Here is a 20,905-nt window from a genome sequence, read left to right on the forward strand (position 1 = left end):
AGTTCTACCTTTCTGATAATGATTTCCTCCTGTTCATAAGTCTCATAGGAGGATAATTATACCACATTCGGGACATTTTCTTTTGTGGTATACTAAGACATTATCATATGTGAACCATATTGGAGCAGAAAACTAAGGAAATTCGCTTGATAGAACGCGAAAAATGTGATAACATTGAAAGGTATATGAGGAATTATATGATAGAAGCTCTTGAGGAGGCGCAAAAAGCTTACGATTGTGGTGAAGTGCCGATCGGAGCGGTTGTAGAAAAAGATGGCGCAATTATAGGGCGGGGACATAATCTGACGGAAACTTTAAAAGATCCGACTGCCCACGCGGAAATGCTGGCTCTCCGGGAGGCGGCAAAAAAGCTGGGCGGATGGAGACTTTTAGGCTGTAATCTATATGTTACGGCTGAGCCGTGCGCTATGTGCGCGGGCGCGATTGTCTGGGCCCGTATTCACAGGCTGTACATCGGGACGATGGATCCGAAGGGCGGCGCGTGCGGATCTGTTTTCAATATACCACAGGAACCGCGTCTTAACCATTATGTGGAAATTGAGACCGGGATCATGCAGCAGGAATGTCAAAACATACTGAAAGCATTCTTTAAAGAACTGAGAAAGAAAAAGTCGGAGGAAGGATAACTATGAAAAGAACGGGCGTGCTTTTATGCCTTTTACTTATGATGATGCTCATGTCGGCATCGGTTTGCTTCGCGGAAGAAGGCGGATTGAAAATTGAGGCACAATATCCGGAAAATGGAGCGACAGGAACCGCCGTGGAAAACGCCAGTCTTAAAATCTGGTTTAACCAGGATGTAAGGCCACAGTCGGAGCAGGTGCGTCAGGCTAACGAAAAAGCAATTAAATTGGTAGATGAAAAGGGAAAGAATATTCCGATCTATGTAGCTTACAGCCCAGATGAAGAAGGGCTGATGATGGTTTTGAGTGATAATTCCGCGCAGATTCAGGGCGATACGGAATATACGCTGACAATAGACCCTTCGTTTCAAGCTGCCAGTGGCGATACTCTGGCGGAAGGGGACAAGGTTTCCTTCACGACTCTGAATCAGTCACAGGCGACTACGGTCAATATGATTATGATGGGCGTTATGATGGTAGGTATGATTTTCTTTACTTCCCGCAGCATGAAAAAACAGCAGGAAAAAGAAAAAGCCGCCAAAGGAAAGACGGAGACAGTCAACCCGTATAAAGAAGCGAAGCGGACTGGAAAATCAGTTGAAGAAATCGTGGAAAAAGATAAGAAAAACAAAGAAAAACAGGCTGCGGCCGCAGCAAAGCGGGCATCTAAAAATCAGCGCGCGAAAGCCGCTAAAGAGAAAGCGGATAAGAACACTTCGTCAGATAAGAAACGAGTAGCGGGACCAAGACCGATTTCCGCTGCCGGGGGCAAATATAAACCTGCGAAGAAAAAGGCGCAAAAAAGCCAGCAGAACCAGCAGAAAAAGGGGAATACAAGGCCTAAGAACCAGACCGGGAAGCAGAGAAATACGAAGAATAAGTCGAAGAAAAAATAAAGCGGATAAGAGAAGCGGCAAACATAAAGATTGAAAGGAGCAGGGGACTTTCCTGCTCCTTTCTGATAGGAAGGAACCCGATCGGGCTCTATAAAACTATAGGAGAAAAGAGATGAAAAGGATACAGGTACGGGCCTACGGAAAGATCAATCTATGTCTTGATGTGCTCAGAAGACTTGAAAACGGATATCATGAGGTAGAGATGGTTATGCAGCAGATTCTGCTTCACGACGATGTGGACGTAAAGTGGTCAGAAGGGACAAGACAGACGCGATCAGAGGCAGATGATGCTTTTCAGATCGAAGTTTCTACTAACAGACCTTATTTGCCGAGAGATGAACGAAATTTAGCTTATAAAGCGGCCAAGCAGATGTATTTGGCTTATGGAGCAGAGCGACAGGGAAAAGTGAGAATCGATATCAAAAAAAGGATCCCTGTCGCGGCAGGGCTCGCGGGAGGAAGCTGTAACGGCGCGGCGGTTCTTCACGCTTTAAATCTTCTATGGGGGCTGCGCTTAAAACTGCCGGAACTCTGTGCGGTGGGGGCGGAATTGGGATCGGACGTACCTTTCTCTCTCATGGGACAGGCGAAGGCGAATCCGGAGCTGGGTCTTGCAGACGAACCGATGGCTTCACACTGCGCGATTGCCAGAGGAACAGGTACAGATTTGGAGCCGATTGCGGGACTGAAAAGCCATCTGCTGCTTACGAAGCCACCTATGGGCGTATCTACGGCAGAGGTGTATAAAGGTCTTGAGCTGGATTCGATTACGGAGCATCCGAATATAGCAGAGTTGAAAGAAGCGTTAGCTGGAAAAAATTATAGAAAGATTCAAAAAAATATGGTGAATGTCCTTGAAAATTTTACTCTGACAAGGTATCCTAAAGTTATGTATACAAAGAACAAAGTAAAACGACTGCTGGGAGAAGAGGCAGTTCTGATGAGCGGAAGCGGTCCCACGATCTTCGCTCTCTGCAAAACCAGAGAGGAAGCTCAGCACGCTTGTGAGCAACTGAAAAAAGAAAACAGGGAAACGTTTTGGACCCGAACGACCTACTAAGAGGAGAGTATTACATGCTGAACTTTGACATCCAGAATCACAGACCTCTGCGGGAAATTGTGTATGAGGAACTGAAAATGCAGATTCTGACAGGAAAGATTGTGCCGGGGACCAGATTAATGGAAGTTGAACTGGCGGCAGATATGGGGGTGAGTAGAACTCCGATTCGCGAAGCAATCCGAAAATTGGAAAAGGAAGGCTTAGTAACCATTGAACCGAGGCGGGGGGCATATGCTTCACAGATATCTGTAAAAGATATGGTGGATATTTTAGAAGTAAGACAAGACATGGAAGGTCTGGCGGCTTACTTCGCGTCTTCGCGGATGACGGAAGAACAGATGGCAGATCTGAAGCGAACTTCGGATTCTTATAATCGGGCAGTAGCGGAAGGTGATATGGACAGCATGATTGCCTATGACACTCGATTTCATCGGATTATTGTAGAATCCTGCAATAATAATATTTTGGTTCATATGATTGAACAGCTTCAAGAATTGGTGCTTCGGTTCCGCTATATTTATTATGATGACTTTCGGAGAGCGGAAAATATGCCAGAAGAGCATCGGCAGATTTTAGAGGCGATTCGTGACGGCAGAGCGGAGGATGCCAGAGCGGCCGCGGACATACATATCGATCGACTGAAAGAGATGGTTATTCGAGACGGAATTCGACAAAAAACGAGCATGAGCAAATAGAAAAAATGAGAAAAGGGGTTCGCTGCATCCGTACAGATTTGATGCGGCGAACCTTTTTCATACTGTTATCTGAGGCAAGCGCAGGCTATTTTATCGGTATGCGATCGTTTCTATTTCCACCAGGACATCTTTTGGAAGTCTGGCTACCTCTACAGCAGAGCGGGAAGGGTAGGAGCCTTCCGTAAAAAATTCGGCGTAGATTTCGTTCATTTTCCCGAAATCATTCATGTTTTTAATAAAGACCGTTGTTTTCAGTACCTTGTCCAAAGAAGAGCCTGCGGTTTCCAGAATTGCTTTCATGTTTTTAAATACCTGCCGCGTCTGTTCCTCAATGGTCGTGCCGACAATGTCTCCGGTTGCCGGGTCTAGTGGAACCTGGCCGGATGTGAAGACAAAGTCACCGAAAATATTCGCCTGGGAATAAGGCCCGATTGCGGCGGGAGCCTTATCAGTTGATACTATTTTTCTCATAATTCATTCCTCCTGATTCTCCCCTGATAAAAAGGGATAGCTATATTATACAGGGAAATTTTTGGTTCGTATACCTGTTTTCGGTTTTCGGAATGAATAAAACCTTTTTTTATACAACCCCCTGCCATTGCATTGCCTTCGCGACTTTTACAAATCCGGCGATATTTGCGCCAAGCAAGAGATTGCCGGGTGCCCCGTACTGCTGTGAGGCTTCAAAACATTGTTCAAAGATATATTGCATGATTTCCTGCAATTTACGGTCAACATGCCCGTAACTCCAGGATGCCCGACTTGCGTTCTGCGCCATTTCTAACCCGCTGACAGCAACTCCCCCTGCGTTAGCCGCTTTCGCCGGGACATAAAGAATCCCCTGATGACCTTCGCTCCCAGATTCTGTGCTTTTTTTATGACATAGAGAGCGACGTTCCCAGAGCCAGATACAATAATTTTTTTGCCTTCTAAGGAGGTATGATGTAATTTGCCAAGAATCACTTCCGCGAGATAGCAGAGTCCATAACCGGTTGCTTCGGTTCGGAGAAGAGAGCCCCCGGCAAAGATTCCCTTTCCGGTCATGGTTCCTTCTGAAATATTCATAAGACGGCAGTATTGACCATACAAATATCCGATTTCCCGGTTACCGACACCAATATCTCCAGCAGGCACATCGGTACTGGCTCCAATGTGGCGGAAAAGTTCGCTCATAAAGCTCTGACAGAAATTCATAACCTCATCATCGGTTTTTCCATGAGGATCAAAGTCCGAGCCGCCTTTCGCTCCTCCCAGAGGCAGTCCGGTCAGACTGTTTTTAAAGGTCTGCTCGAATCCAAGGAATTTAATGACAGAGGGTGTTACTGTACGGTGAAAGCGAAGCCCCCCTTTGTATGGCCCCAGGGAAGAATTGAACTGAACCCGGTAGCCCCGGTTGACGCGGGTGTTGTTGTCACGATCCTTCCAGGCCACGCGGAACTGGATAAAGCGTTCCGGCTCAATCAGTCGATCCAACACTCCTTTCTTGTGTTTGCGTAATCGTTTGTGAAAGCAAACAACGAAAATTATTATATTTCGATTTGCTTTTAATGTCAAGGAAAATTTAAAAAATTTAGAAAAATCAGAGAGCAGAGGCGACTTGAAAAAGAGAGAAATTTATACTACAATAAAACCCAGGAAAAAAGGAAGAGGAGTAGAACATGTGCAGAGAAAAAGCCGAAAGGACAGGGGAAAAGCCATTTCCCCGTAATCTGTTTTTTATTGGATTTATGGGGTGCGGGAAATCAACGATATCCGGGAAATTCGGTGAACTTTTTTCTATGGAGCAGGTTGAAATGGATGAGCGGATTGAGGAACAGGCAGGGATGAAAATTTCGGAGATTTTCCGTGTTCATGGGGAAAAAGCCTTTCGGGATATGGAAACCGAATTTCTGCGCGGGCTGTGTTGCCGCGGCGGGTTGGCCGTTTCCTGCGGGGGAGGCGTCCCTCTGCGAAAGGAAAACGTAGAGCTTATGAAAAACAGCGGCAAAGTTATTTTTCTGACGGCGTCACCGCAGACGATTTACGAGAGAGTAAAAGGCAGCAGCGACCGTCCGCTGCTGGAAGGTAAGAAGAATACGGACGCAATCCGTGAGATGATCGAGATACGGCGCCCGATCTATGAAGCTGCCGCGGATTTTCGTATCTCTACAGATGGAAAGTCGATCGAAGAAATCTGCAGGGAAGTGTATGAACAGGCGCGCCGTTGATAATAAGAAAAGTGGAAATGACGGAATCAAAGATTCCGATTTCCACATGCTGACCGCAAGGGTCAGTGTATTTTCTGAGGAGCTAGAAAGCCCTGCCGTTTTGCAGAAGGGCTTTTTTTTCTTGTGGCGTACAGACTATTGAATCCGGAACATAGATGAGCTGGCCTCTTTCCCGTCCCACCTGTTCGGCCAGGGAAGGATCATCCAGACGAATAAAGGTCTTGTTGTGGGATTGGGCGGACTGACGCGCGCGGACTTCGGAACCTCCAAAGCAGATCAGATTTTCAATCTGGCTCCGGAGCATTTTGATGATGCGTTCGTTTTCCGCCTGGAATCCATTCTCATCCAGAAAGAATTCCGCTGCTGCCGTAGCCTGGGCAACCAGCATGGGGAGACCGTTGGAATGTGAAATTTTCAACTCTTCCGCCTGTTGGAGCAGCACGGTTTTAAAGGGGTTATAGATCACGTCAATGACACCGCCGCACGCGGGAAACTCTGAAAGCTCAATCAGATGCTTTCCATTGTCCGGATAAGTGCCTACCGGAGTTGTATTGATGATAACTTCCACGTCCCGATGGCTTTTCAAATCTTCATATGAAATACATCCCGATTCACCACGGCGGGAAGCAATCAGAATCTGCGCCGCGCCCTGATCGGAAATTGCCTTCCGCGCGGTGAGACTGGTGCCGCCGTTTCCTAAAATCAGGACTTTTTTTCCGGAAAAAGAAATGCCGGCGCTGGCAGCCGCGTAAAGAAACCCGGTGTAATCGGTATTGGTTCCGCAGAGAAGGCCGTCACGAAAATAAAGTGTGTTGATTGAGCCAATCTCCGATGCGAGTTCCGAAACCTGATCGCAGAACGGAAAAACCGCTTTTTTATAGGGAATGGTAATATTCAGGCCGGAAAACTCTCTTTTCTTGAGATAGATTTCTAATTCCTCCCGGCTCAAGCTGAGGAGGTCATAAGTGTACCTCCCCAGGCTTTCATGAATTTGTTTGGAGTAACTGTGCCCCAATTTTTCTCCGATGAGACCGTATGTCATACTTTGCTCCTTAAATCGTTTCCGAATAGCTGCCAAGGAATACGAATAATTCCGGCTGGTTCTCCAGCTGTCCCAGCAGGTTTACAAGCTCCGGCGAATAAACGGACGCTTCCATATCGAAATAGAACATAAATTCAAAATCGCTGCCCGGTACCGGACGGGATTCCAGTTTTGTCAGGTTTACGCCCAGCGCGGCAAATTTGGCGATCATATGGTAGAGGGAGCTTGGCCTGTGCGGAAGCGTCAGCATCAGGCTGATCTTGTTGGCTCCAGGATAGATTTCCAGATTCTTAGAAATACAGATAAAACGGGTATAGTTGTTATCACTGACCTGGATATTGTTGTTTAAGGATTCCAAGCCGTACAGTTCCATACAGTCTCTGGAGCAGATGGCGGCAACATCGTCTCGCTCGGATTCCGCGACCATTTTCGCGGCGCGGGCGGTGTTCTCACAAATGGTGATTTTGACATCCTTGAGTGTTTTCAGGAATTCTCCGCACTGACCGATGGCCTGCTCGTGAGAGAAAATTTCTTTCACATCCTTGAGTTTTGTCCCCGGCTTTGCCAGCAGGCTGTGATTGATCCGCAGGCGGATACTTTTGACAATATGAAAGTTGTAATTGCGCATCAGGTCGTATACGGTTCCTACGGATCCGTAAGAGCTGTTCTCAATCGGAAGAATTCCATACTGACACAATCCTTTTTCAACCGCGTTGAATACGCCTTCAAAACTGTTGAAATACATCGTGCTTGGGACCTCAAACAGTTTTTCGCAGGCGGCCTGGGAGTAAGAGCCTTCTACGCCCTGGCAGGCTACAACCGCTTTTTTTGGGAAAAGCTTCGGCGTCTCTTCCAATGCCTTCTCGATACGCTCGCCAATGTCAGAAACGCGGGAGAGGTAATTGTTCTGGTAAGAACGGCTCAGATCAAATAAGGTGTTGAAGAGGATACGGGCGTATCCGTCCAGAGGTTCGCCGACTTCATTAGAGATACGGTGGAGAATTTCTTTTTCCCTGGAAGCGTTTACAACCGGCAGATTACCTTCCTGCTTCGCCTTCGCGATATCCAGAGAAAGAGCCATTCTTTCCTTGAACAGATCCGCGATCTGAGAGTCTACTTTGTCGATGTCTTTTCTGATTTCTTCTAATTTCATTCTTTTTCCTCCATAATCATATTTAAAAGTCCAATAGCCATCGCGGCCCGGCATACCGGAACGGCCCGCACCGCGACGCAGGGGTCGTGCCGCCCCCGGATGGACAGAGTTTCATTTTCTTTCCTGCTCAGACTTACCGACTGCTGCGCTTTGGCGATGGAAGGCGTCGGCTTGAACGCGAGCCTTGCGATAATCGGCATGCCGGAGGTAATTCCTCCGAGGATGCCACCATGATGGTTGGTGCTGGTTCGCACCTGCCCGCCCTCCATACGGAAGGGATCGTTGTTTTCGGAACCCCGCATTCCGGAAGCGGCGAAACCCGCGCCAAATTCGATTCCTTTAACTGCGGGGATCCCAAAAAAGATTGGAGACAGTACACTCTCCACGCCATCGTACATAGGGCCGCCTAGTCCGGCGGGGCAGTTTTTCGCGTAAACCTCCACAATTCCGCCGACAGAGTCGCCGGCCTTTCGGGCGGAGAGAATCTCTTCCTTCATTTTTTCGCCGGCTTCCCGCGAAATCGTCGGAAAACCAGAAGTCGTGGGAATATCCGGATTCAGTGGATTCAGAGCCGCGTCCCGAATACTGCCGACAGAATAAAGATGGGCGCCGATTTCAACGCCTTCTTTTCGAAGAAGCTGCAGGGCAATCCCGCCCGCAATACACAAGGGCGCGGTCATCCGCGCGGAAAAAGGGCCGCCGCCCGCCATGTTCAGGCGATTGCCGTATTTGATCCACGCGGTATAGTCGGCATGTCCCGGACGGGGAATATCCCGCAGATTTTTATAATCCTCAGAGCGGGTGTTTGTATTGGCAATCGTCAGTGTAACTACCGGTTCTGTGATGACGGCGAGGTTATCGATAATCCGTAGTCCCCGTTCCGGCCGTACCAAATCCGGTTCTTTTCTTGTGGTAGTAAAAGGGCTGTTTCCAGGGGCCCGTTCATCTAAAAACTCCTGCAGTTCCTTTAAGTCAAAGGCGGTAAAGCGAGGGAGCCCTTGGATATGAACGCCGATTTCCGGTTCGTGGGAACCTCCGAATATGGTTATTTTTATTTTTTCTCCAAAACTAGAGTTCACGATATTCACCTCCCAGATATTTGAAGTCATCCCAGAATCCCGGGTAAGATTTATTGACCGCCTCCGCGCCTTCGATGATAATGGGGCCTTCCGATACAACTGAGGCGATGGCCATAGCCATGACGATCCGATGATCGTTATAACCGCTGACCCTGCCGCCTTTAATAGGAGAGCCTCCCCGGATCGTCAATCCTCCGGGCTGTTCGGCAAGATCGACGCCTACTCGGGAAAGACAGTCGTACATGGCCGCAAGCCGATCCGATTCTTTAATCCGCAGTCGTTCCGCGTGATGAATGCAGGTCGTGCCCTTGGCGGCAGCGGCCATAACCGACAGGATAGGAACAAGATCGGGAATTGCGGAAGCGTCGATATGGATGCCATGGAGAGGTCTTGCCAGTGCCAGAAAACTATCTCCTTTTTCCTGGATTTCTCCGCCCATTCTGCGGGTTAAGCTGAGAATGGCCCGATCTCCCTGGATCGATTTTAAGTTGACCCCTCTTCCAATAATACCAGATTCTTTGGAGAGCACTCCGGCGGCAACCCAGAAGGCCATATTCGACCAGTCGCCTTCCGCCTCAAGGTTTTCCGGAGGGATGTATTGCTGGCGTCCTTTGACTTTAAAGGTAAGTAGTCCTTCCTTTTCTTCTGTATAAATATCAATCTGAAAGTTTTTCAGCACATCCAGAGTCAAATCCACATAACTTCTGGACTCCAGAGGAGATGTAATCTGAATCCAGCTGTCCTTCTCCAAAAGAGGAAGGGCAAAAAGCAGTCCGGTAATATACTGGGAGCTGACATTTCCCGGAAGGGTAAAAAGTCCGCCCTGCAGCCTTCCTTTTATATGGCAGATTTCCTGTGCCGTTCCCTTTGTACGATGCTTATTGGAAAAGGAACAGCCATGTGCCTCCATTTCCTCTTTTAAAGGGGAAATGGGGCGCTGAGGAAGCCGTCCGGAACCCAGAAAAATCGCTTCCTCTTTCAGAGCCATGATGACGGGAAGCAGAAAGCGAAGCGTGGAGCCGCTTTCCCCGCAGTCCAGAACCGGTATGCCTGCCTTGAGCTGCTTCAGGCAGGCGCGGGTGGCCTCGATATCCTGAGAAGTGGTGCGGATAGAAACCTCGGCAGGGCGTTTGGAAAGCGCCGCCGCGATCAGCAGCCGATGCGCGTGGGATTTTGACGCGACGGCGTTGACGCTGCCGACGAGTGTTTGTGGTGTAATTTCAATATTCATGACAGACCTGCCTTTATAAATTCTTCCAGACGGGAGACGGGAAGCTCTTTCAGCTGACAGTCTCCCTGTGCAACCGGGATCACCAGTGTAAGCCTATCGCCCTGGCGTTTTTTATCACTCAGTGCCGCCTGCGTGAGTTGACTCGCGCTGTAAGGGCAGTCCAGCGGAAAGCCGAACTTTTTCAGAATTTCACTGAGCGGAGCGGTACAGTCTTCCCGGGACCAGCCAAATTGAAGCGCCGCGCGGGATTCGATTACCATCCCGATGGCGACCGCGTGTCCGTGGCTGACAGAAAATCCGCTGCACTTTTCAATGGCGTGTCCGAGGGTGTGACCGAAATTTAAAAGCTGGCGCGCGCCGATATCTCTTTCGTCCTCCTGAACCACCCGGCGTTTAATTTCAATGGCCCGGCCGCTGAGATGGGTGATGACCGCGGGATCTTTTAGATCCGGTTTCTCCCGGATATAGGAAAGCAGTTCTTTATCCGCGATCGCTCCGGCTTTAATCGCCTCCGCGGCGCCGTCCAGGAGCAGATCCTGGGACAGCGTCGCCATGGTATCCGTGTCAAAGAGAACCAGAGACGGCTGCCAGAAGGCTCCGGCCAGATTTTTGCCGGCTTCCAGATTGACACCGGTTTTTCCGCCGACTGAAGAGTCTACCGCGGCAAGCAGGGTTGTGGGAACCTGGACAAAAGGAATTCCCCGGAGATAGGAGGCGGCGGCGAAACCCGTCAGATCTCCGGTAACGCCTCCGCCGAGAGCAACAAGGGCATCCGAACGGGTCAGCTGCCGCTGTGCCAGAAATTCCAGGAGATCTGACAGCGTCCGCAGGCTTTTGGAAGCTTCCCCGGCGGCAAAGACGAATTTTACCGCGACAAAACCGGATTCCTCCAGAGAGGAAATCAGTGCATCGCTGTAAAGAGGAGCGACATTGCTGTCTGTTACAACGCAAATTTTCCGGACCTTTTCGCCCAGAGCCTGCCGGATATAGGCCCCTGCCCGCGGCAGGAGTCCGGAGCCGGTCAGGACCTCATATGTTTTCGAGGCTGTTATCGTTATCTTTTCCATTAAAATATTTCTCCATCAATGAAAGCTTTCTTTTCACGCCCGTCCTTTAACAGCGCGCGCAGAGTTTCGGCATCCCGATCCTTAATGGCGCGGCTGTATTCCTCCAGACGCCGGGCGATTCCGTCGATTTCCTCCGTGAGGAATTCCGGATTGTCTAGAAACAATTCTGTCCACATATCTTCATTCAGCTTGGCGACCCTGGTTAGATCCTTGTAGCTTCCGGCGGAAAAACCCTGGTGTTTCATGGCCGCGGGGCTTTTGATATACGCGCTGGAAACAACATGGGCAAGCTGGGAAGTGAAGGCAATCATCTGATCGTGTTCTTCCGGCGTCGCGATTTGGATATTCGTAAAGCCGATTGCGGTAAACAGATCTTTTACCTTTTCCACATCCTGAATGCTCCCTTTGGTAGGCGTCAGAATCATGGACGCGTCTTTAAAAAGCGCCTTTTTCGCGTGATCGAATCCTGAGTGCTCCAGGCCTGCCATGGGATGGCCGCCGATGAAGACAAATCCCTGTTTCAGCGCGATAGGTTCCACCTGTCTGCAAACGATCCGCTTGACTCCGCAGCAGTCCAACACGATGGAGCTTTTTTTGAAAATTTCCTGCTTTTTCCGGATAAAGTCTACTGCTGCCTGAGGATAGAGGGCTATCAGTGTCAGATCGCACTGACTGAGAATTTCGTCCGTAAGAACTTCATCGATCGCTCCGAGCAGCAGAGCCTTTTTTTCGACGGTATCATTTTTGTCATAGCCGTACACTGTATGGCTGGTGTTTTCCTTGATTGCTTTTGCCATGGAGCCGCCGATTAACCCCAGTCCGATAATGGCGATTTTCATTGTTCCCATGGTCACTGTCCTTTGTATGCGTGGGGGAGAATAGCGTTAACTGCCTTGACGACATCATCGAACTCTTCCGGTGTCAGGGATTGAGCTCCGTCGCACAGCGCGTGAGGCGGATCGTTGTGCACTTCGATCATCAGGCCGTCCGCGCCCGCTGCCGCCGCTGCCATGGCCATTGGTTTTACCAGAGAAGAAATTCCGGTGGCGTGGCTCGGATCGACAATAATCGGCAGATGGGTCATGGTCTTTAAAAGAGGAACGGCCGCCAGATCCAGAGTGTTTCTGGTCGCGGTCTCAAAAGTTCGGATCCCCCGTTCGCAGAGGATGATGTTTTCATTGCCGCCGGCCATGATGTACTCAGCGCTCATCAGCAACTCTTTCAGTGTGCTGGAAAGGCCGCGTTTTAAGAGGATCGGCTTGTTGACATGGCCGAGCTCTTTCAGGAGCTCGAAATTCTGCATATTTCTCGCTCCGACCTGAATGACGTCCACATCTTCAAAGAGCGGAAGATGGGAAAGATCCATAACTTCGGTAACAATAGGAAGTCCGGATTCTTTTTTTGCCTCCAACAGCAGATTGATTCCTTCCGCGCGCATTCCCTGGAACGCGTAAGGGGACGTTCTCGGTTTGAAAGCGCCGCCGCGGTACAGGCGCGCTCCGGATTTCTTTACATCTTTCGCGATCTGGCAGACCTGTTCTCTGGATTCAACGGAACAGGGGCCCGCGATGATCTGGAAGTTTCCTCCGCCGATTTTGGCGCCCGCGACATCCACAACCGTGTCTTTGGGATGAAATTTGCGGTTTACGTTCTTGTACGGCTCCTGGACTCTCTTTACGGTTTCCACAATATCCAGAGCGTTAATGAGATCAATGTCCACAGCGGACGTATCGCCGATCAGTCCAAGGATGGTAGTGTTTTCCCCCTTGCTGAAATGAATGTCCAGATCCATGCTCTTGAGCCAGGAAATCAGGTTTTCTAATTGTTTTTCTTCCGGATTGTCTTTTAAAATAATAATCATTTTTCCTCTCCTTAAATTAAAAACTCCGCAAGTGAATTTCACTTGCGGAGAATCTCTCAACTTTCGATTGGTCCTGTTGTTTCGAGTTATCTCATTGCAGCAAAATTCACCTTACCCTTAAAAAAGAAAGTAAAGTAAAAGTAAAAATATTCAGCTGCAAATGCGAAACTTTTCTTTAACATTTTTTGACCTCTCTCAATAATCTGTCTGCATTTTACCACGGAGAAAGCAGAATGTAAAGTGCTTTTTTGTGAAAACAACTAAATTCCATTGTAAATTTTGTGTTAAGTAAATAAGTCGGAGCATCAGATTCGAATAATACGCCCCTCTTTTCGCTGCGGAGCCTGTGGAAGCGGGCCGTCCGCGTACCCCAGGGCCAGCGCTCCGATCCCGTTGAAATTTTCAGGAACACCCCATTTTTTCATCAGCGCTTTTCCCTCTGTCGTGGCGAACATTTCTTTTTCTCTGTGAATCCAGCAGGACGCGAGTCCGATGGAATGGGCCGCCAGCATCATCGTGTCTAAAACACAGCTCCCGTCTTCGATATAGGTGGTTCGATCCACAGGCGCGAAAACCAGAATAAGCGTCGGCGCGCCATAGTAAGGATCTGTATCGGTTCCCAGGATCTCCGCGTTCATTTTGATGAGGCGCTTCTTTGTTTCCGGGTCCTGTACGGCGACGAGAATCGGAGACTGAAGTCCCCTTCCGGAAGGCGCGTAAGTGCCTGCCTCCAGCACGGTGTTCAGTTCATCCTCCGTAATCTGCGCTTCTTTATATTTGCGGAGGGAACGCCTTGTTCGGATGTTTTCTAAAATCGGATTGTTCATGTGTGTCTTCTCCTTTCCGTATATTGGGGAGCATGTGGCTGCTCCGCCGGTTTCCCACATTATAGCACCGGGATCGGCGCCGGGCAAGGGCGAGAGATATTTCAAAGACGTGGAAATCCGGGGCAGGTTCTGCTAGAATGGACAAAAGGAGGAATGTGGAATGTTTTATGAAGAGGAAATTTTCGAGAATCTTCAATATGAGGCGAAGACCTTTGAAGATTACCGGTTTTCCGATTGTGTGTTTCGGAACTGTGGAGTTTATGAGACCGAATTTCGCCATTGTACGTTCAGGCATTGCACTTTTGAGAACTGCACAGTTTTAAATAACCGATTTCAGTTTACCAATGCGGCGGACAACCGGTTTCACGACTGCTCCCTGGTGGGAATCGCGTGGAACGAGATAACAGAGGAAAATCAGATTTTATTGCCCTTTTCCTCGTTTGAAGACTGTACGTTAAAGTATAATCTTTTTGTGAATTTTAAGATGAGAAAATCCCGCTTTGAAAACTGTGATCTGACAGGAAGCAGCTTTCAGGGATGTGATCTGCGGGAAAGTTCCTTTCGCCGAGCTGTTCTGGAACAGACGGACTTTCAGCAGAATAATCTGACAGGCGCGGACTTTCGGGACGCGGCAGGGTACGGAATTTCATTGGAAAATAATAAGCTGAAAAAAGCGAAATTTTCCTTCCCGGAGGCTGTGCGCCTGCTGACGGCTTCGGGGATTATTGTGGAATAGCGCGCCAGAATGCACCCTTTTCAGCAGGGTTGACGGCGTATTGTTTTTATCGTATACTCACGTTAGTAATGTTTTCTAGGGTTCCGCTGGTGATTCTGCGTCACTGGGCAGGTCCGAGAGAAAACGGCCAAAAACGGCTGCACGGAGGGATAAAAGCCCGGGAGAAGTAAAATATGCTTTTTCCGGGTTCCTTTGTGCGGAAAAGGAGGATGTATGAAGAACGAACGAAAAATTGCCTGGGTCTGCCTTATCATAGCGGGCCTTATAGAGTTTGTATGGGGATATTTTCTGAAAGAGTCCCATGGATTTTCCGAAGTCGGTCCTGCGATCCTGGCGGTCATTTTTATCGCGGCCAGCTTTTTTCTGCTGGAACGGGCAGTGCGCGTGTTTGGAATCGGAATGTCCTACGGGGTCTTTACCGGTCTGGGAATCGCGGGCACCTCAATCATCGGGATTCTGGCTCTTGGAGAAAGTATCAGCGTTCTGAAGATCATTTCGCTGATTATTCTTATGACAGGGATTGTGGGAATTAAATTCTGCGACGGCAAAGAAGAAGGGAAGGGGGCGGAAGAAAAATGATGTGGATCGTTTTGATTTGCGCTTCCTTTTGTGAACTGGGATTTACCGTATTTATGAAGCTTTCAGACGGATTTAAGAACCTCAAATACACAATTCTGACCATAATTACGGTATCAATGAGTATTTTTCTTTTATCGGTGGCCATCAAGACGCTGCCGTTGGGGATTGCCTATGCGGTGTGGACCGGCCTGGGAACTGTGTTTAACGTGCTTTTCGGTATTTTTGTGTTCAAAGAAAGCAGAGAATGGAAGAAGCTGATGTTCATGGGGCTGATTCTGGTAGGCGTGATTGGACTGCGGCTCAGCGCGTAAAAGAGGGCAAAGGAAGAGTACAAATTTAGCTGATAGACAAAATTGTGCACATTTTCGTAATTTACGTCTGTCCCCCGGCTGGCTGGATTTGACAGGAACAGCCGGAGCCGATATGATAGGAGTATGAAGAAGGAAAGATATTTAAAAGCCGCAGGCCTTATCTGTTTGTGTTTGGCAGTCCTTGCGGCAGCGGTTTGTACCGTAACAGGAATCTATGTTTTTAACGCGTCCGTCGCCCATGCCGTCGATCCGCAGAGGGCTACTCTGGAATGCAAGCGGGAAATTCTGGAGCGGCGCGGCTTTGATACGGCACAGTTTGAAAAGACGTATCACGCGGAGAAGATTATGATCAAATCTTCCTTTGACGGCCATATCATTCCCGCGAACTACCTGACCATCGACGGCAGCCGACAGCGAAAGAGCGTGGTTATGACCCATGGCCTTAACGGAAATCGGCTGACCGCTTACCCCGTCGCGGCCATGCTGTTGCGACACGGATTTAACGTCCTTACATACGATCAGCGGGAATCCGGGGAAAATAAGGCCCCTTATATGACCTGCGGCTACTGGGAGAGCCGTGATTTCAGGGACTGCGTGGAATATGTGAGACGCTGCGCGGGAAAAGAGGTCGCGGTGGGAGGCTGGGGTTCTTCCATCGGAGGCGCGACGGTCGGCTTTTATCTGGGGACAAAGAGTGCTCAGGAAAATTTGGATTTCGCGATTCTTGACTGTCCGGTCAGCAATGTTCGGGATGCCTCCGCTTTTCTGACCAAAAAAACGGACTGGATTCCTGAGAACTTCAAACTGGCCATGGGAAACCTGGCGCTGAAGCTGCGGCTCGGGTACGGTTATGAGAAAGGGAATGTCTGCGACTATGTAAGGAAAACCACGGTGCCGGTGCTGATTTTTAACAGCAGAGCCGATCGGGTGACTCCCTATTATATGGGAAGAGACCTGTTCCGGGCAATGGAGAAAAACCAGAAAGAGCTTGTAACGGTTGATGACAGCGGGCATACGGATCTGTATCTGGATCATCCGGGCGATTACGAGGATGCAATGATGGAATTTATAGAAGAAACGGCTGCGCCATAGAAGGTAAGGTTGCGGCCTTTTTTATCCTGCGAACTAGAAACGCAGGTGGAATTTTTCAGAAAAAACGAATATAATTGAAAGCAAAAAGGAGGTACGTCAGATGCGTTCATTCAGAAAGGAATTGTATTTCAATCTTCCCGCAAGGCGGGGATTGGTGAATATTACAAAGGATGTACAGAAAGCGGTAGATGAGAGCGGCGTAAAAGAAGGTCTGGTGCTGGTAAACGCCATGAATATCACCGCGTCGGTTTTTATCAATGATGATGAAAGCGGCCTGCATCAGGATTATGAGAAATGGCTGGAAAAACTGGCGCCGGAAAAGCCATACAGCCAGTATCAACATAACGGCTATGAGGACAACGCCGACGCGCATCTGAAAAGGACGATTATGGGGCGGGAGTCTGTTGTGGCGATTACAGACGGGCGGCTTGATTTTGGAACCTGGGAGCAGATTTTTTATTACGAGTTTGACGGCAAACGGGACAAGCGGGTGCTGATTAAGATCCTTGGAGAATAAGCATGCGGATTATTATAAAAGCTTTCCATGAACTGACTGCCGAAGAATTATACCAGATTCTCAAGCTGAGGGCGGATGTCTTCGTGGTAGAACAGGAATGTATCTATCCGGATTGTGACGGAAAAGATCGAAGCGCCTATCATTTGTATGTGGAAAAGAACGGAATCATACAGGGGTATCTGCGGATTCTGGAAAAGGGGCAGACGTTTGACACCGTCGCCATCGGCAGAGTGGCTGTCCGACCGGAATGCCGGGGGATCGGTCTTGCGCGCCACATGATGAAAAAAGCGCTGGTCTTTGCGGCAGATTATCTTCATGAAAGGGTTGTTAAAATCGCCGCCCAGGAATATCTGACGGAGTTTTACGCGTCTCTTGGGTTTGAACCGATTTCCGAGCCTTATCTGGAGGATGGGATTCCCCATGTGGATATGGAGTACCGCTGGCTGTCGTCAAGCGGCGTGAGCCCCGCTTACGAAGATTCTTCTGTGTCAGTAGGAAACTTTGAGATCCTCTGATTGCGATTTTCTATAACGCACCAGCAGGCGACAGCGGCAATTACAATGGCAGCTCCGGCCAGAGCGAAAGGGCCGGGTGATTCACCATCAAAGAGAAAGACCCAGACAGGATTAAGCAGAGGCTCCAGCATTCCAATGAGTGAGCAGGCCAGAGGAGAGCAGTCTTTGGCCGCGATTGCGTAGAGTATGTAAGGGATTCCCAGCTGGAAAATCCCCAGAATCAGGATGAGGCAGATCTCCCGGGTGGAAATGGAAGCAGTAAAGACTGCTCCAACGGGAATCCCCACAAGGGCAGTAAAAATATGGGCGAAAAGAATCCCGCTCATGCGAATCGAATCGTTGTTTCCGGCAAGACCGATCAATATGAACATAATTGACAGGAAGAGTCCCGCTAGAATCCCCAGGAAATTGCCTGCGATATTGCCGGGAGACAGCTGATCCAGAAAAAAGAGGAGGATTCCCGCCGCTGCGGTGCATACGACCGCGGCCTCTCTTTTTTTGATTTGCTGGTGCAGAAAAAGCGCGGAAATAATAAGGATGAAAATAGGCGATGTGTACTGAAGCACGATGGCGTTGGCGGCAGTAGTCAGCTTGTTGGCGGATACAAAACACAGAAAGGATACGCCCAGGCTGATGCCGGCACATATGGAAGAGCGGCAGACTTGAATTCCGATTCGAGAAACGGTCATAAACAGTCCGAGAACCGCTGCGGAAATCAGGCTTCGTCCGCCGGCAATAAGGAACGGGCTCCAGGAAATCCATTTAATAAAAATCCCGCTGATGCTCCAAAGACACGCGCAGAGCGCCATCAGGAGCATCGCTTTTTTTTCGAGTGCTGTTACTTTGTGATGTCTGCATGGGAGATCGATCCTCCTTAATTCAGTACCAGGCTCCACCCGGTAATCGTAAACAGAGACAGCAGTGTTGTCAGCACGACTACTTTTGAGCCAAGCTCCGCGTCCCGATGATACTGGGCGGCCAGCAGAGCGGTGGTCGTTCCGGCGGGCATTCCGGTGAGAATGACGGAAACACCGGTAACCAGCGGATCCATATGCGCGACAAGACAGAAGCCCCAGACGAGAGCGGGAAGCACGATCAGGCGCAGAGCCGAAAAGAGCAGAAGCTTTACCGAAAACATTGTTTTCCAGCCCACATCCGTTAACAGCATTCCGATAATAAGCATGGACATGGCGGTACAGCAGTCACCGAGGGTGGTGAGGGTTTCTGAGATGACATGAGGCAGAGGAATCTGAAAAAAGAAAATAGGCAGCCCCAGATATACGGCGATCATACACGGATGCAGCGCCACTTTTAAAACCATAGCTTTCCAGTTACGAACTTTCGAGAAAAAAGAAATTCCCGCGGACCACATCACAATCCGCAGCGGAATGAGATAAATGGCCGTATAGGAAAGCCCCGCGGCTCCATAAATACTTTCCGCTATGGGGTAACCCATAAAGCTGGAGTTGGAGCAGACCGTAGCGTATTGAAAGATAACTTTGGTGTCCTCATCAAGCCGGTTGAACAGAAATTTGCTCAGAATCACCGCGAAAATCTGAAGCCCTGCGGCAATGAGCAAAATCGCCAGAAAATCCAGCAAAAGCTGATAGGAAAAGGGCATTACAAAAGAATTGACAATATTGCAGGGCAGGATGACGTAAAGCACGACATTTGTCAGGCAGCGCCGGCCTTCCGCGGAAACCAGCTTCTTTTTTCCGGCCACCATACCGGCTATAATCAGAATAAACAACATTCCCTGCAGATTAAGCAGCTGAGTCACAGTTCCGCCCATTCATTTTCCCTCCTTTTATCAAAAACCCTGTAATTTCCATTATAGTACCGGCCGGAGGGGAAGTCAAATCAGCCAGAAAGGGAAGGCGCTATAATACCTGGCTGCCGTTCGCGATTAGCTTGAAGGTACAGCCCAGTACCTCCGCCGCTCTGCGGCACATAAGCATCCGCTCGAGAAAGATTTCAAAATAATCCATGATACTGCAGATTTCATTATCCAGCTCAATATCAAGCTGAATTTCTTTCTTGTCCGGACGGATTTGAAGTTCAGACGAGACTGCCGCATAGTTGACCCGATCGTGGATATCAAAATCGGTTTTTTCCGGATTGCGGACGCGGTTCCTGCGCACATCGGTTTTGTCCGCGATGATGAGCGCCGCGGAGATCGGTTCGGTAGCGCATCCGGTTCTTTCGTCGTGGTTGCCGATGGCCCCGACAATTTTCGCGATTTCCGCGGGATCGATATTCATTCTGGTAAGAATCTGAAATGCGAGGATTCCGCCGGTATGAGCATGATCCGTACGATTGACGCAGTTTCCGATATCATGCATGTATCCGGCGATGCGAGCCAGTTCAACTTCTTCTTCCGGATAATTGAGCTCTGCCAGAATTTTTCCCGCCGTACAGGAAACCTTCGCGCTGTGAATCCTGGAATGTTCCGTGTAGCCCAGACGTTCCAGAAACAGATTGCCGGAGTCAATATACTGGTTGATTTCGTCATTTTTCATAATTTTTTTGAGTGTGAGAGGCTGGTAGATGGTTTTTCGCGGAGTACGGAGCAGGCCGGACAGTGTTTCGCGGACATCCTCTCGTAAGGGACACAGCTGGGGTTCGGGTCTTCCCAGATAAAACCCCTGTCCGTAATCTACGCCTAACTCGCTAAGAACTGCCAGCTCTTTTTCGGTCTCAATTCCTTCGGCAATCAGGATGGTGTTGCTTGTATTGGCAAACTGTACAAACGCCTTAACGAGTGACCGCTTATTGTGGTGTTTTTCGATGTCCCGTATGATTTCCATATCCAGCTTCAGGTAGGTGGGATTCAGCGCCAGGAGGGTGTTGAGGCCGGACTCGCCAGCGCCCACGTCGTCCAGGGCGGTTTCATATCCCTGCCTTCGGTAGTGGTTGAGTACCGATTTAAAGCTGTCCATATTTTCAATCGCCATGTGCTCTGTCAGCTCAAAGACAACGTCGGTGGCGCTGATACCGTATTTGTTCAGATATTTGTTTGTAAATCCGCTCCGGAATTGATTGTCGTGGATAACATTGGGGGATACATTGAGAAATAATTTCAGTCCATGGGAAATATGCCTGGCGCCTTCCAGGGCTTTCTTACGGCAGAGCCGCTCCAAATCCCACAGCTGGCCGCTCTGATAAGCGGTCTGAAAAATATCCCGGGTGGAAACCGTGTCTGATTCGTTTCTCTGAAGATCGAACCGGCTGAGCGCTTCGTATCCGAAAATTTCTCCTGTAGAGAGGGAGACGATAGGCTGGTAAACCGGAGAAATCCTCTCTTCCTTTATGATTTCTTCGATCAAGAGTTCATTTAACATAATCAATACCTTCTTTGCTATCTATTCTTTTTTCTTTGAAGTATAAAAGGCA

Annotated in this window: 25 protein-coding genes and 1 riboswitch; of the genes, 11 read left to right on the forward strand and 14 right to left on the reverse strand. The window is 49.1% G+C overall.

Annotated features, from left to right (window positions below; translation table 11 throughout):
* Nucleotides 1-197 precede the first annotated feature (197 nt).
* From tadA to H9L42_RS15370, 4 genes are all read left to right on the forward strand, one after another.
* On the forward strand, nucleotides 198-647 hold the full coding sequence (gene tadA, locus H9L42_RS15355) for a tRNA adenosine(34) deaminase TadA (protein ID WP_187304296.1): 450 nt from the start codon (nucleotides 198-200) through the stop codon (nucleotides 645-647).
* Nucleotides 648-649: 2 nt separating this feature from the next.
* On the forward strand, nucleotides 650-1,540 hold the full coding sequence (locus H9L42_RS15360; RefSeq protein WP_187304297.1) for an Ig-like domain-containing domain: 891 nt from the start codon (nucleotides 650-652) through the stop codon (nucleotides 1,538-1,540).
* A 112-nt stretch (nucleotides 1,541-1,652) separates the two neighbouring features.
* Nucleotides 1,653-2,600: a 4-(cytidine 5'-diphospho)-2-C-methyl-D-erythritol kinase gene (gene ispE, locus H9L42_RS15365; protein WP_187304298.1), complete on the forward strand. Its 948-nt coding sequence runs from the start codon at nucleotides 1,653-1,655 to the stop codon at nucleotides 2,598-2,600.
* 14 nt (nucleotides 2,601-2,614) lie between these two features.
* A complete protein-coding gene (locus H9L42_RS15370) occupies nucleotides 2,615-3,295 on the forward strand; it encodes a GntR family transcriptional regulator (RefSeq protein WP_187304299.1) in 681 nt (226 codons plus the stop codon).
* Between the two features lie 90 nt (nucleotides 3,296-3,385).
* Here H9L42_RS15370 and H9L42_RS15375 read toward each other — a convergent pair whose 3' ends face one another.
* The 3 genes from H9L42_RS15375 to H9L42_RS15380 all read right to left on the reverse strand — a co-directional run bounded on the left by H9L42_RS15375 (nucleotide 3,386) and on the right by H9L42_RS15380 (nucleotide 4,768).
* Nucleotides 3,386-3,766 carry a RidA family protein gene (locus H9L42_RS15375; RefSeq protein ID WP_187304300.1) on the reverse strand — a complete coding sequence of 127 codons (381 nt, stop codon included), beginning with the start codon at nucleotides 3,764-3,766 and terminating at the stop codon, nucleotides 3,386-3,388.
* 109 nt (nucleotides 3,767-3,875) lie between these two features.
* Nucleotides 3,876-4,133, reverse strand: coding sequence for a hypothetical protein (locus H9L42_RS17470; RefSeq protein WP_465270673.1), 258 nt, complete (start codon nucleotides 4,131-4,133; stop codon nucleotides 3,876-3,878).
* Nucleotides 4,076-4,768, reverse strand: coding sequence for a Glu/Leu/Phe/Val dehydrogenase dimerization domain-containing protein (locus H9L42_RS15380; RefSeq protein WP_465270672.1), 693 nt, complete (start codon nucleotides 4,766-4,768; stop codon nucleotides 4,076-4,078). Before H9L42_RS15380 ends, H9L42_RS17470 begins: the two co-directional genes overlap by 58 nt.
* A 185-nt stretch (nucleotides 4,769-4,953) precedes the next feature.
* Here H9L42_RS15380 and H9L42_RS15385 point away from each other — a divergent pair, with 185 nt between their 5' ends.
* Nucleotides 4,954-5,502 carry a shikimate kinase gene (locus H9L42_RS15385; RefSeq protein WP_187304301.1) on the forward strand — a complete coding sequence of 183 codons (549 nt, stop codon included), beginning with the start codon at nucleotides 4,954-4,956 and terminating at the stop codon, nucleotides 5,500-5,502.
* Nucleotides 5,503-5,584: 82 nt separating this feature from the next.
* Here the strand turns inward: H9L42_RS15385 and H9L42_RS15390 are convergent, their stop codons facing one another.
* The 8 genes from H9L42_RS15390 to H9L42_RS15425 all read right to left on the reverse strand — a co-directional run bounded on the left by H9L42_RS15390 (nucleotide 5,585) and on the right by H9L42_RS15425 (nucleotide 13,762).
* Complete coding sequence (locus H9L42_RS15390; RefSeq protein WP_187304302.1) at nucleotides 5,585-6,544, reverse strand: shikimate dehydrogenase family protein; 960 nt, start codon at nucleotides 6,542-6,544, stop codon at nucleotides 5,585-5,587.
* Between the two features lie 10 nt (nucleotides 6,545-6,554).
* Nucleotides 6,555-7,697 (reverse strand): bifunctional chorismate mutase/prephenate dehydratase, encoded by a 1,143-nt coding sequence (locus H9L42_RS15395; RefSeq protein WP_187304303.1) that lies wholly within the window; start codon nucleotides 7,695-7,697, stop codon nucleotides 6,555-6,557.
* Nucleotides 7,694-8,776 (reverse strand): chorismate synthase, encoded by a 1,083-nt coding sequence (gene aroC, locus H9L42_RS15400; protein ID WP_187304304.1) that lies wholly within the window; start codon nucleotides 8,774-8,776, stop codon nucleotides 7,694-7,696. Before aroC ends, H9L42_RS15395 begins: the two co-directional genes overlap by 4 nt.
* The gene (aroA, locus tag H9L42_RS15405; RefSeq protein ID WP_187304305.1) at nucleotides 8,766-10,007 is read right to left on the reverse strand and encodes a 3-phosphoshikimate 1-carboxyvinyltransferase; all 1,242 of its coding nucleotides are present in this window, start codon (nucleotides 10,005-10,007) and stop codon (nucleotides 8,766-8,768) included. The genes aroC and aroA overlap by 11 nt, the downstream gene beginning before the upstream one ends.
* A complete protein-coding gene (gene aroB, locus H9L42_RS15410) occupies nucleotides 10,004-11,074 on the reverse strand; it encodes a 3-dehydroquinate synthase (protein WP_187304306.1) in 1,071 nt (356 codons plus the stop codon). The genes aroA and aroB overlap by 4 nt, the downstream gene beginning before the upstream one ends.
* The gene (locus tag H9L42_RS15415; protein ID WP_346726333.1) at nucleotides 11,074-11,922 is read right to left on the reverse strand and encodes a prephenate dehydrogenase; all 849 of its coding nucleotides are present in this window, start codon (nucleotides 11,920-11,922) and stop codon (nucleotides 11,074-11,076) included. Before H9L42_RS15415 ends, aroB begins: the two co-directional genes overlap by 1 nt.
* Before the next feature lie 2 nt (nucleotides 11,923-11,924).
* Nucleotides 11,925-12,935 (reverse strand): 3-deoxy-7-phosphoheptulonate synthase, encoded by a 1,011-nt coding sequence (gene aroF, locus H9L42_RS15420; protein WP_187304307.1) that lies wholly within the window; start codon nucleotides 12,933-12,935, stop codon nucleotides 11,925-11,927.
* A gap of 305 nt (nucleotides 12,936-13,240) precedes the next feature.
* Nucleotides 13,241-13,762 carry a nitroreductase family protein gene (locus tag H9L42_RS15425; protein WP_187304308.1) on the reverse strand — a complete coding sequence of 174 codons (522 nt, stop codon included), beginning with the start codon at nucleotides 13,760-13,762 and terminating at the stop codon, nucleotides 13,241-13,243.
* Nucleotides 13,763-13,922: 160 nt separating this feature from the next.
* Here H9L42_RS15425 and H9L42_RS15430 point away from each other — a divergent pair, with 160 nt between their 5' ends.
* The 6 genes from H9L42_RS15430 (at nucleotide 13,923) to H9L42_RS15455 (ending at nucleotide 17,512) form a co-directional block, all read left to right on the forward strand.
* Nucleotides 13,923-14,498 carry a pentapeptide repeat-containing protein gene (locus tag H9L42_RS15430; protein WP_187304309.1) on the forward strand — a complete coding sequence of 192 codons (576 nt, stop codon included), beginning with the start codon at nucleotides 13,923-13,925 and terminating at the stop codon, nucleotides 14,496-14,498.
* 64 nt (nucleotides 14,499-14,562) lie between these two features.
* Nucleotides 14,563-14,664: riboswitch (guanidine-I (ykkC/yxkD leader) on the forward strand.
* Between the two features lie 47 nt (nucleotides 14,665-14,711).
* Nucleotides 14,712-15,077, forward strand: coding sequence for a DMT family transporter (locus tag H9L42_RS15435; protein ID WP_207735002.1), 366 nt, complete (start codon nucleotides 14,712-14,714; stop codon nucleotides 15,075-15,077).
* The gene (locus H9L42_RS15440; RefSeq protein WP_187304310.1) at nucleotides 15,074-15,388 is read left to right on the forward strand and encodes a DMT family transporter; all 315 of its coding nucleotides are present in this window, start codon (nucleotides 15,074-15,076) and stop codon (nucleotides 15,386-15,388) included. The genes H9L42_RS15435 and H9L42_RS15440 overlap by 4 nt, the downstream gene beginning before the upstream one ends.
* A 123-nt stretch (nucleotides 15,389-15,511) precedes the next feature.
* Nucleotides 15,512-16,480 carry an alpha/beta hydrolase gene (locus H9L42_RS15445; protein ID WP_187304311.1) on the forward strand — a complete coding sequence of 323 codons (969 nt, stop codon included), beginning with the start codon at nucleotides 15,512-15,514 and terminating at the stop codon, nucleotides 16,478-16,480.
* Nucleotides 16,481-16,580: 100 nt separating this feature from the next.
* A complete protein-coding gene (locus H9L42_RS15450) occupies nucleotides 16,581-16,997 on the forward strand; it encodes a secondary thiamine-phosphate synthase enzyme YjbQ (RefSeq protein ID WP_187304312.1) in 417 nt (138 codons plus the stop codon).
* A gap of 2 nt (nucleotides 16,998-16,999) precedes the next feature.
* Nucleotides 17,000-17,512, forward strand: a complete 513-nt coding sequence (locus H9L42_RS15455; RefSeq protein ID WP_187304313.1) for a GNAT family N-acetyltransferase — start codon at nucleotides 17,000-17,002, stop codon at nucleotides 17,510-17,512.
* On the opposite strand, the gene H9L42_RS15460 is transcribed toward H9L42_RS15455, so the two are convergent.
* The 3 genes from H9L42_RS15460 to H9L42_RS17300 form a co-directional block, all read right to left on the reverse strand.
* Nucleotides 17,467-18,330: a DMT family transporter gene (locus tag H9L42_RS15460; protein ID WP_187304314.1), complete on the reverse strand. Its 864-nt coding sequence runs from the start codon at nucleotides 18,328-18,330 to the stop codon at nucleotides 17,467-17,469. The genes H9L42_RS15455 and H9L42_RS15460 overlap by 46 nt on opposite strands.
* Before the next feature lie 56 nt (nucleotides 18,331-18,386).
* The gene (locus H9L42_RS15465) at nucleotides 18,387-19,304 is read right to left on the reverse strand and encodes an AEC family transporter (protein WP_187304315.1); all 918 of its coding nucleotides are present in this window, start codon (nucleotides 19,302-19,304) and stop codon (nucleotides 18,387-18,389) included.
* Nucleotides 19,305-19,392: 88 nt separating this feature from the next.
* Entirely contained in the window at nucleotides 19,393-20,853 is a 1,461-nt protein-coding gene (locus H9L42_RS17300; RefSeq protein WP_187304316.1) for an EAL domain-containing protein, read from the reverse strand.
* Between the last annotated feature and the right edge of the window lie 52 nt (nucleotides 20,854-20,905).

Source organism: Zhenpiania hominis, from assembly GCF_014333425.1.
In the GTDB taxonomy this organism is placed as follows: domain Bacteria; phylum Bacillota; class Clostridia; order Peptostreptococcales; family Anaerovoracaceae; genus Hominibacterium; species Hominibacterium hominis.

What these genes read in the sequence shown, in the direction of transcription:
- aroA (WP_187304305.1), bottom strand. Translation starts at nt 10,007, where the DNA reads ATGAATATTGAAATTACACCACAAACACTCGTCGGCAGCGTCAACGCC.
- H9L42_RS15375 (WP_187304300.1), bottom strand. Translation starts at nt 3,766, where the DNA reads ATGAGAAAAATAGTATCAACTGATAAGGCTCCCGCCGCAATCGGGCCT.
- H9L42_RS15430 (WP_187304309.1), top strand. Translation starts at nt 13,923, where the DNA reads ATGTTTTATGAAGAGGAAATTTTCGAGAATCTTCAATATGAGGCGAAG.
- H9L42_RS15440 (WP_187304310.1), top strand. Translation starts at nt 15,074, where the DNA reads ATGATGTGGATCGTTTTGATTTGCGCTTCCTTTTGTGAACTGGGATTT.
- aroB (WP_187304306.1), bottom strand. Translation starts at nt 11,074, where the DNA reads ATGGAAAAGATAACGATAACAGCCTCGAAAACATATGAGGTCCTGACC.
- H9L42_RS15460 (WP_187304314.1), bottom strand. Translation starts at nt 18,330, where the DNA reads ATGCTCCTGATGGCGCTCTGCGCGTGTCTTTGGAGCATCAGCGGGATT.
- ispE (WP_187304298.1), top strand. Translation starts at nt 1,653, where the DNA reads ATGAAAAGGATACAGGTACGGGCCTACGGAAAGATCAATCTATGTCTT.
- H9L42_RS15415 (WP_346726333.1), bottom strand. Translation starts at nt 11,922, where the DNA reads ATGGGAACAATGAAAATCGCCATTATCGGACTGGGGTTAATCGGCGGC.
- H9L42_RS15435 (WP_207735002.1), top strand. Translation starts at nt 14,712, where the DNA reads ATGAAGAACGAACGAAAAATTGCCTGGGTCTGCCTTATCATAGCGGGC.
- H9L42_RS15390 (WP_187304302.1), bottom strand. Translation starts at nt 6,544, where the DNA reads ATGACATACGGTCTCATCGGAGAAAAATTGGGGCACAGTTACTCCAAA.
- tadA (WP_187304296.1), top strand. Translation starts at nt 198, where the DNA reads ATGATAGAAGCTCTTGAGGAGGCGCAAAAAGCTTACGATTGTGGTGAA.
- H9L42_RS15360 (WP_187304297.1), top strand. Translation starts at nt 650, where the DNA reads ATGAAAAGAACGGGCGTGCTTTTATGCCTTTTACTTATGATGATGCTC.
- H9L42_RS15395 (WP_187304303.1), bottom strand. Translation starts at nt 7,697, where the DNA reads ATGAAATTAGAAGAAATCAGAAAAGACATCGACAAAGTAGACTCTCAG.
- H9L42_RS15455 (WP_187304313.1), top strand. Translation starts at nt 17,000, where the DNA reads ATGCGGATTATTATAAAAGCTTTCCATGAACTGACTGCCGAAGAATTA.
- H9L42_RS15385 (WP_187304301.1), top strand. Translation starts at nt 4,954, where the DNA reads ATGTGCAGAGAAAAAGCCGAAAGGACAGGGGAAAAGCCATTTCCCCGT.
- H9L42_RS15425 (WP_187304308.1), bottom strand. Translation starts at nt 13,762, where the DNA reads ATGAACAATCCGATTTTAGAAAACATCCGAACAAGGCGTTCCCTCCGC.
- H9L42_RS15370 (WP_187304299.1), top strand. Translation starts at nt 2,615, where the DNA reads ATGCTGAACTTTGACATCCAGAATCACAGACCTCTGCGGGAAATTGTG.
- aroF (WP_187304307.1), bottom strand. Translation starts at nt 12,935, where the DNA reads ATGATTATTATTTTAAAAGACAATCCGGAAGAAAAACAATTAGAAAAC.
- H9L42_RS15450 (WP_187304312.1), top strand. Translation starts at nt 16,581, where the DNA reads ATGCGTTCATTCAGAAAGGAATTGTATTTCAATCTTCCCGCAAGGCGG.
- H9L42_RS15445 (WP_187304311.1), top strand. Translation starts at nt 15,512, where the DNA reads ATGAAGAAGGAAAGATATTTAAAAGCCGCAGGCCTTATCTGTTTGTGT.
- H9L42_RS15465 (WP_187304315.1), bottom strand. Translation starts at nt 19,304, where the DNA reads ATGGGCGGAACTGTGACTCAGCTGCTTAATCTGCAGGGAATGTTGTTT.
- H9L42_RS17300 (WP_187304316.1), bottom strand. Translation starts at nt 20,853, where the DNA reads ATGTTAAATGAACTCTTGATCGAAGAAATCATAAAGGAAGAGAGGATT.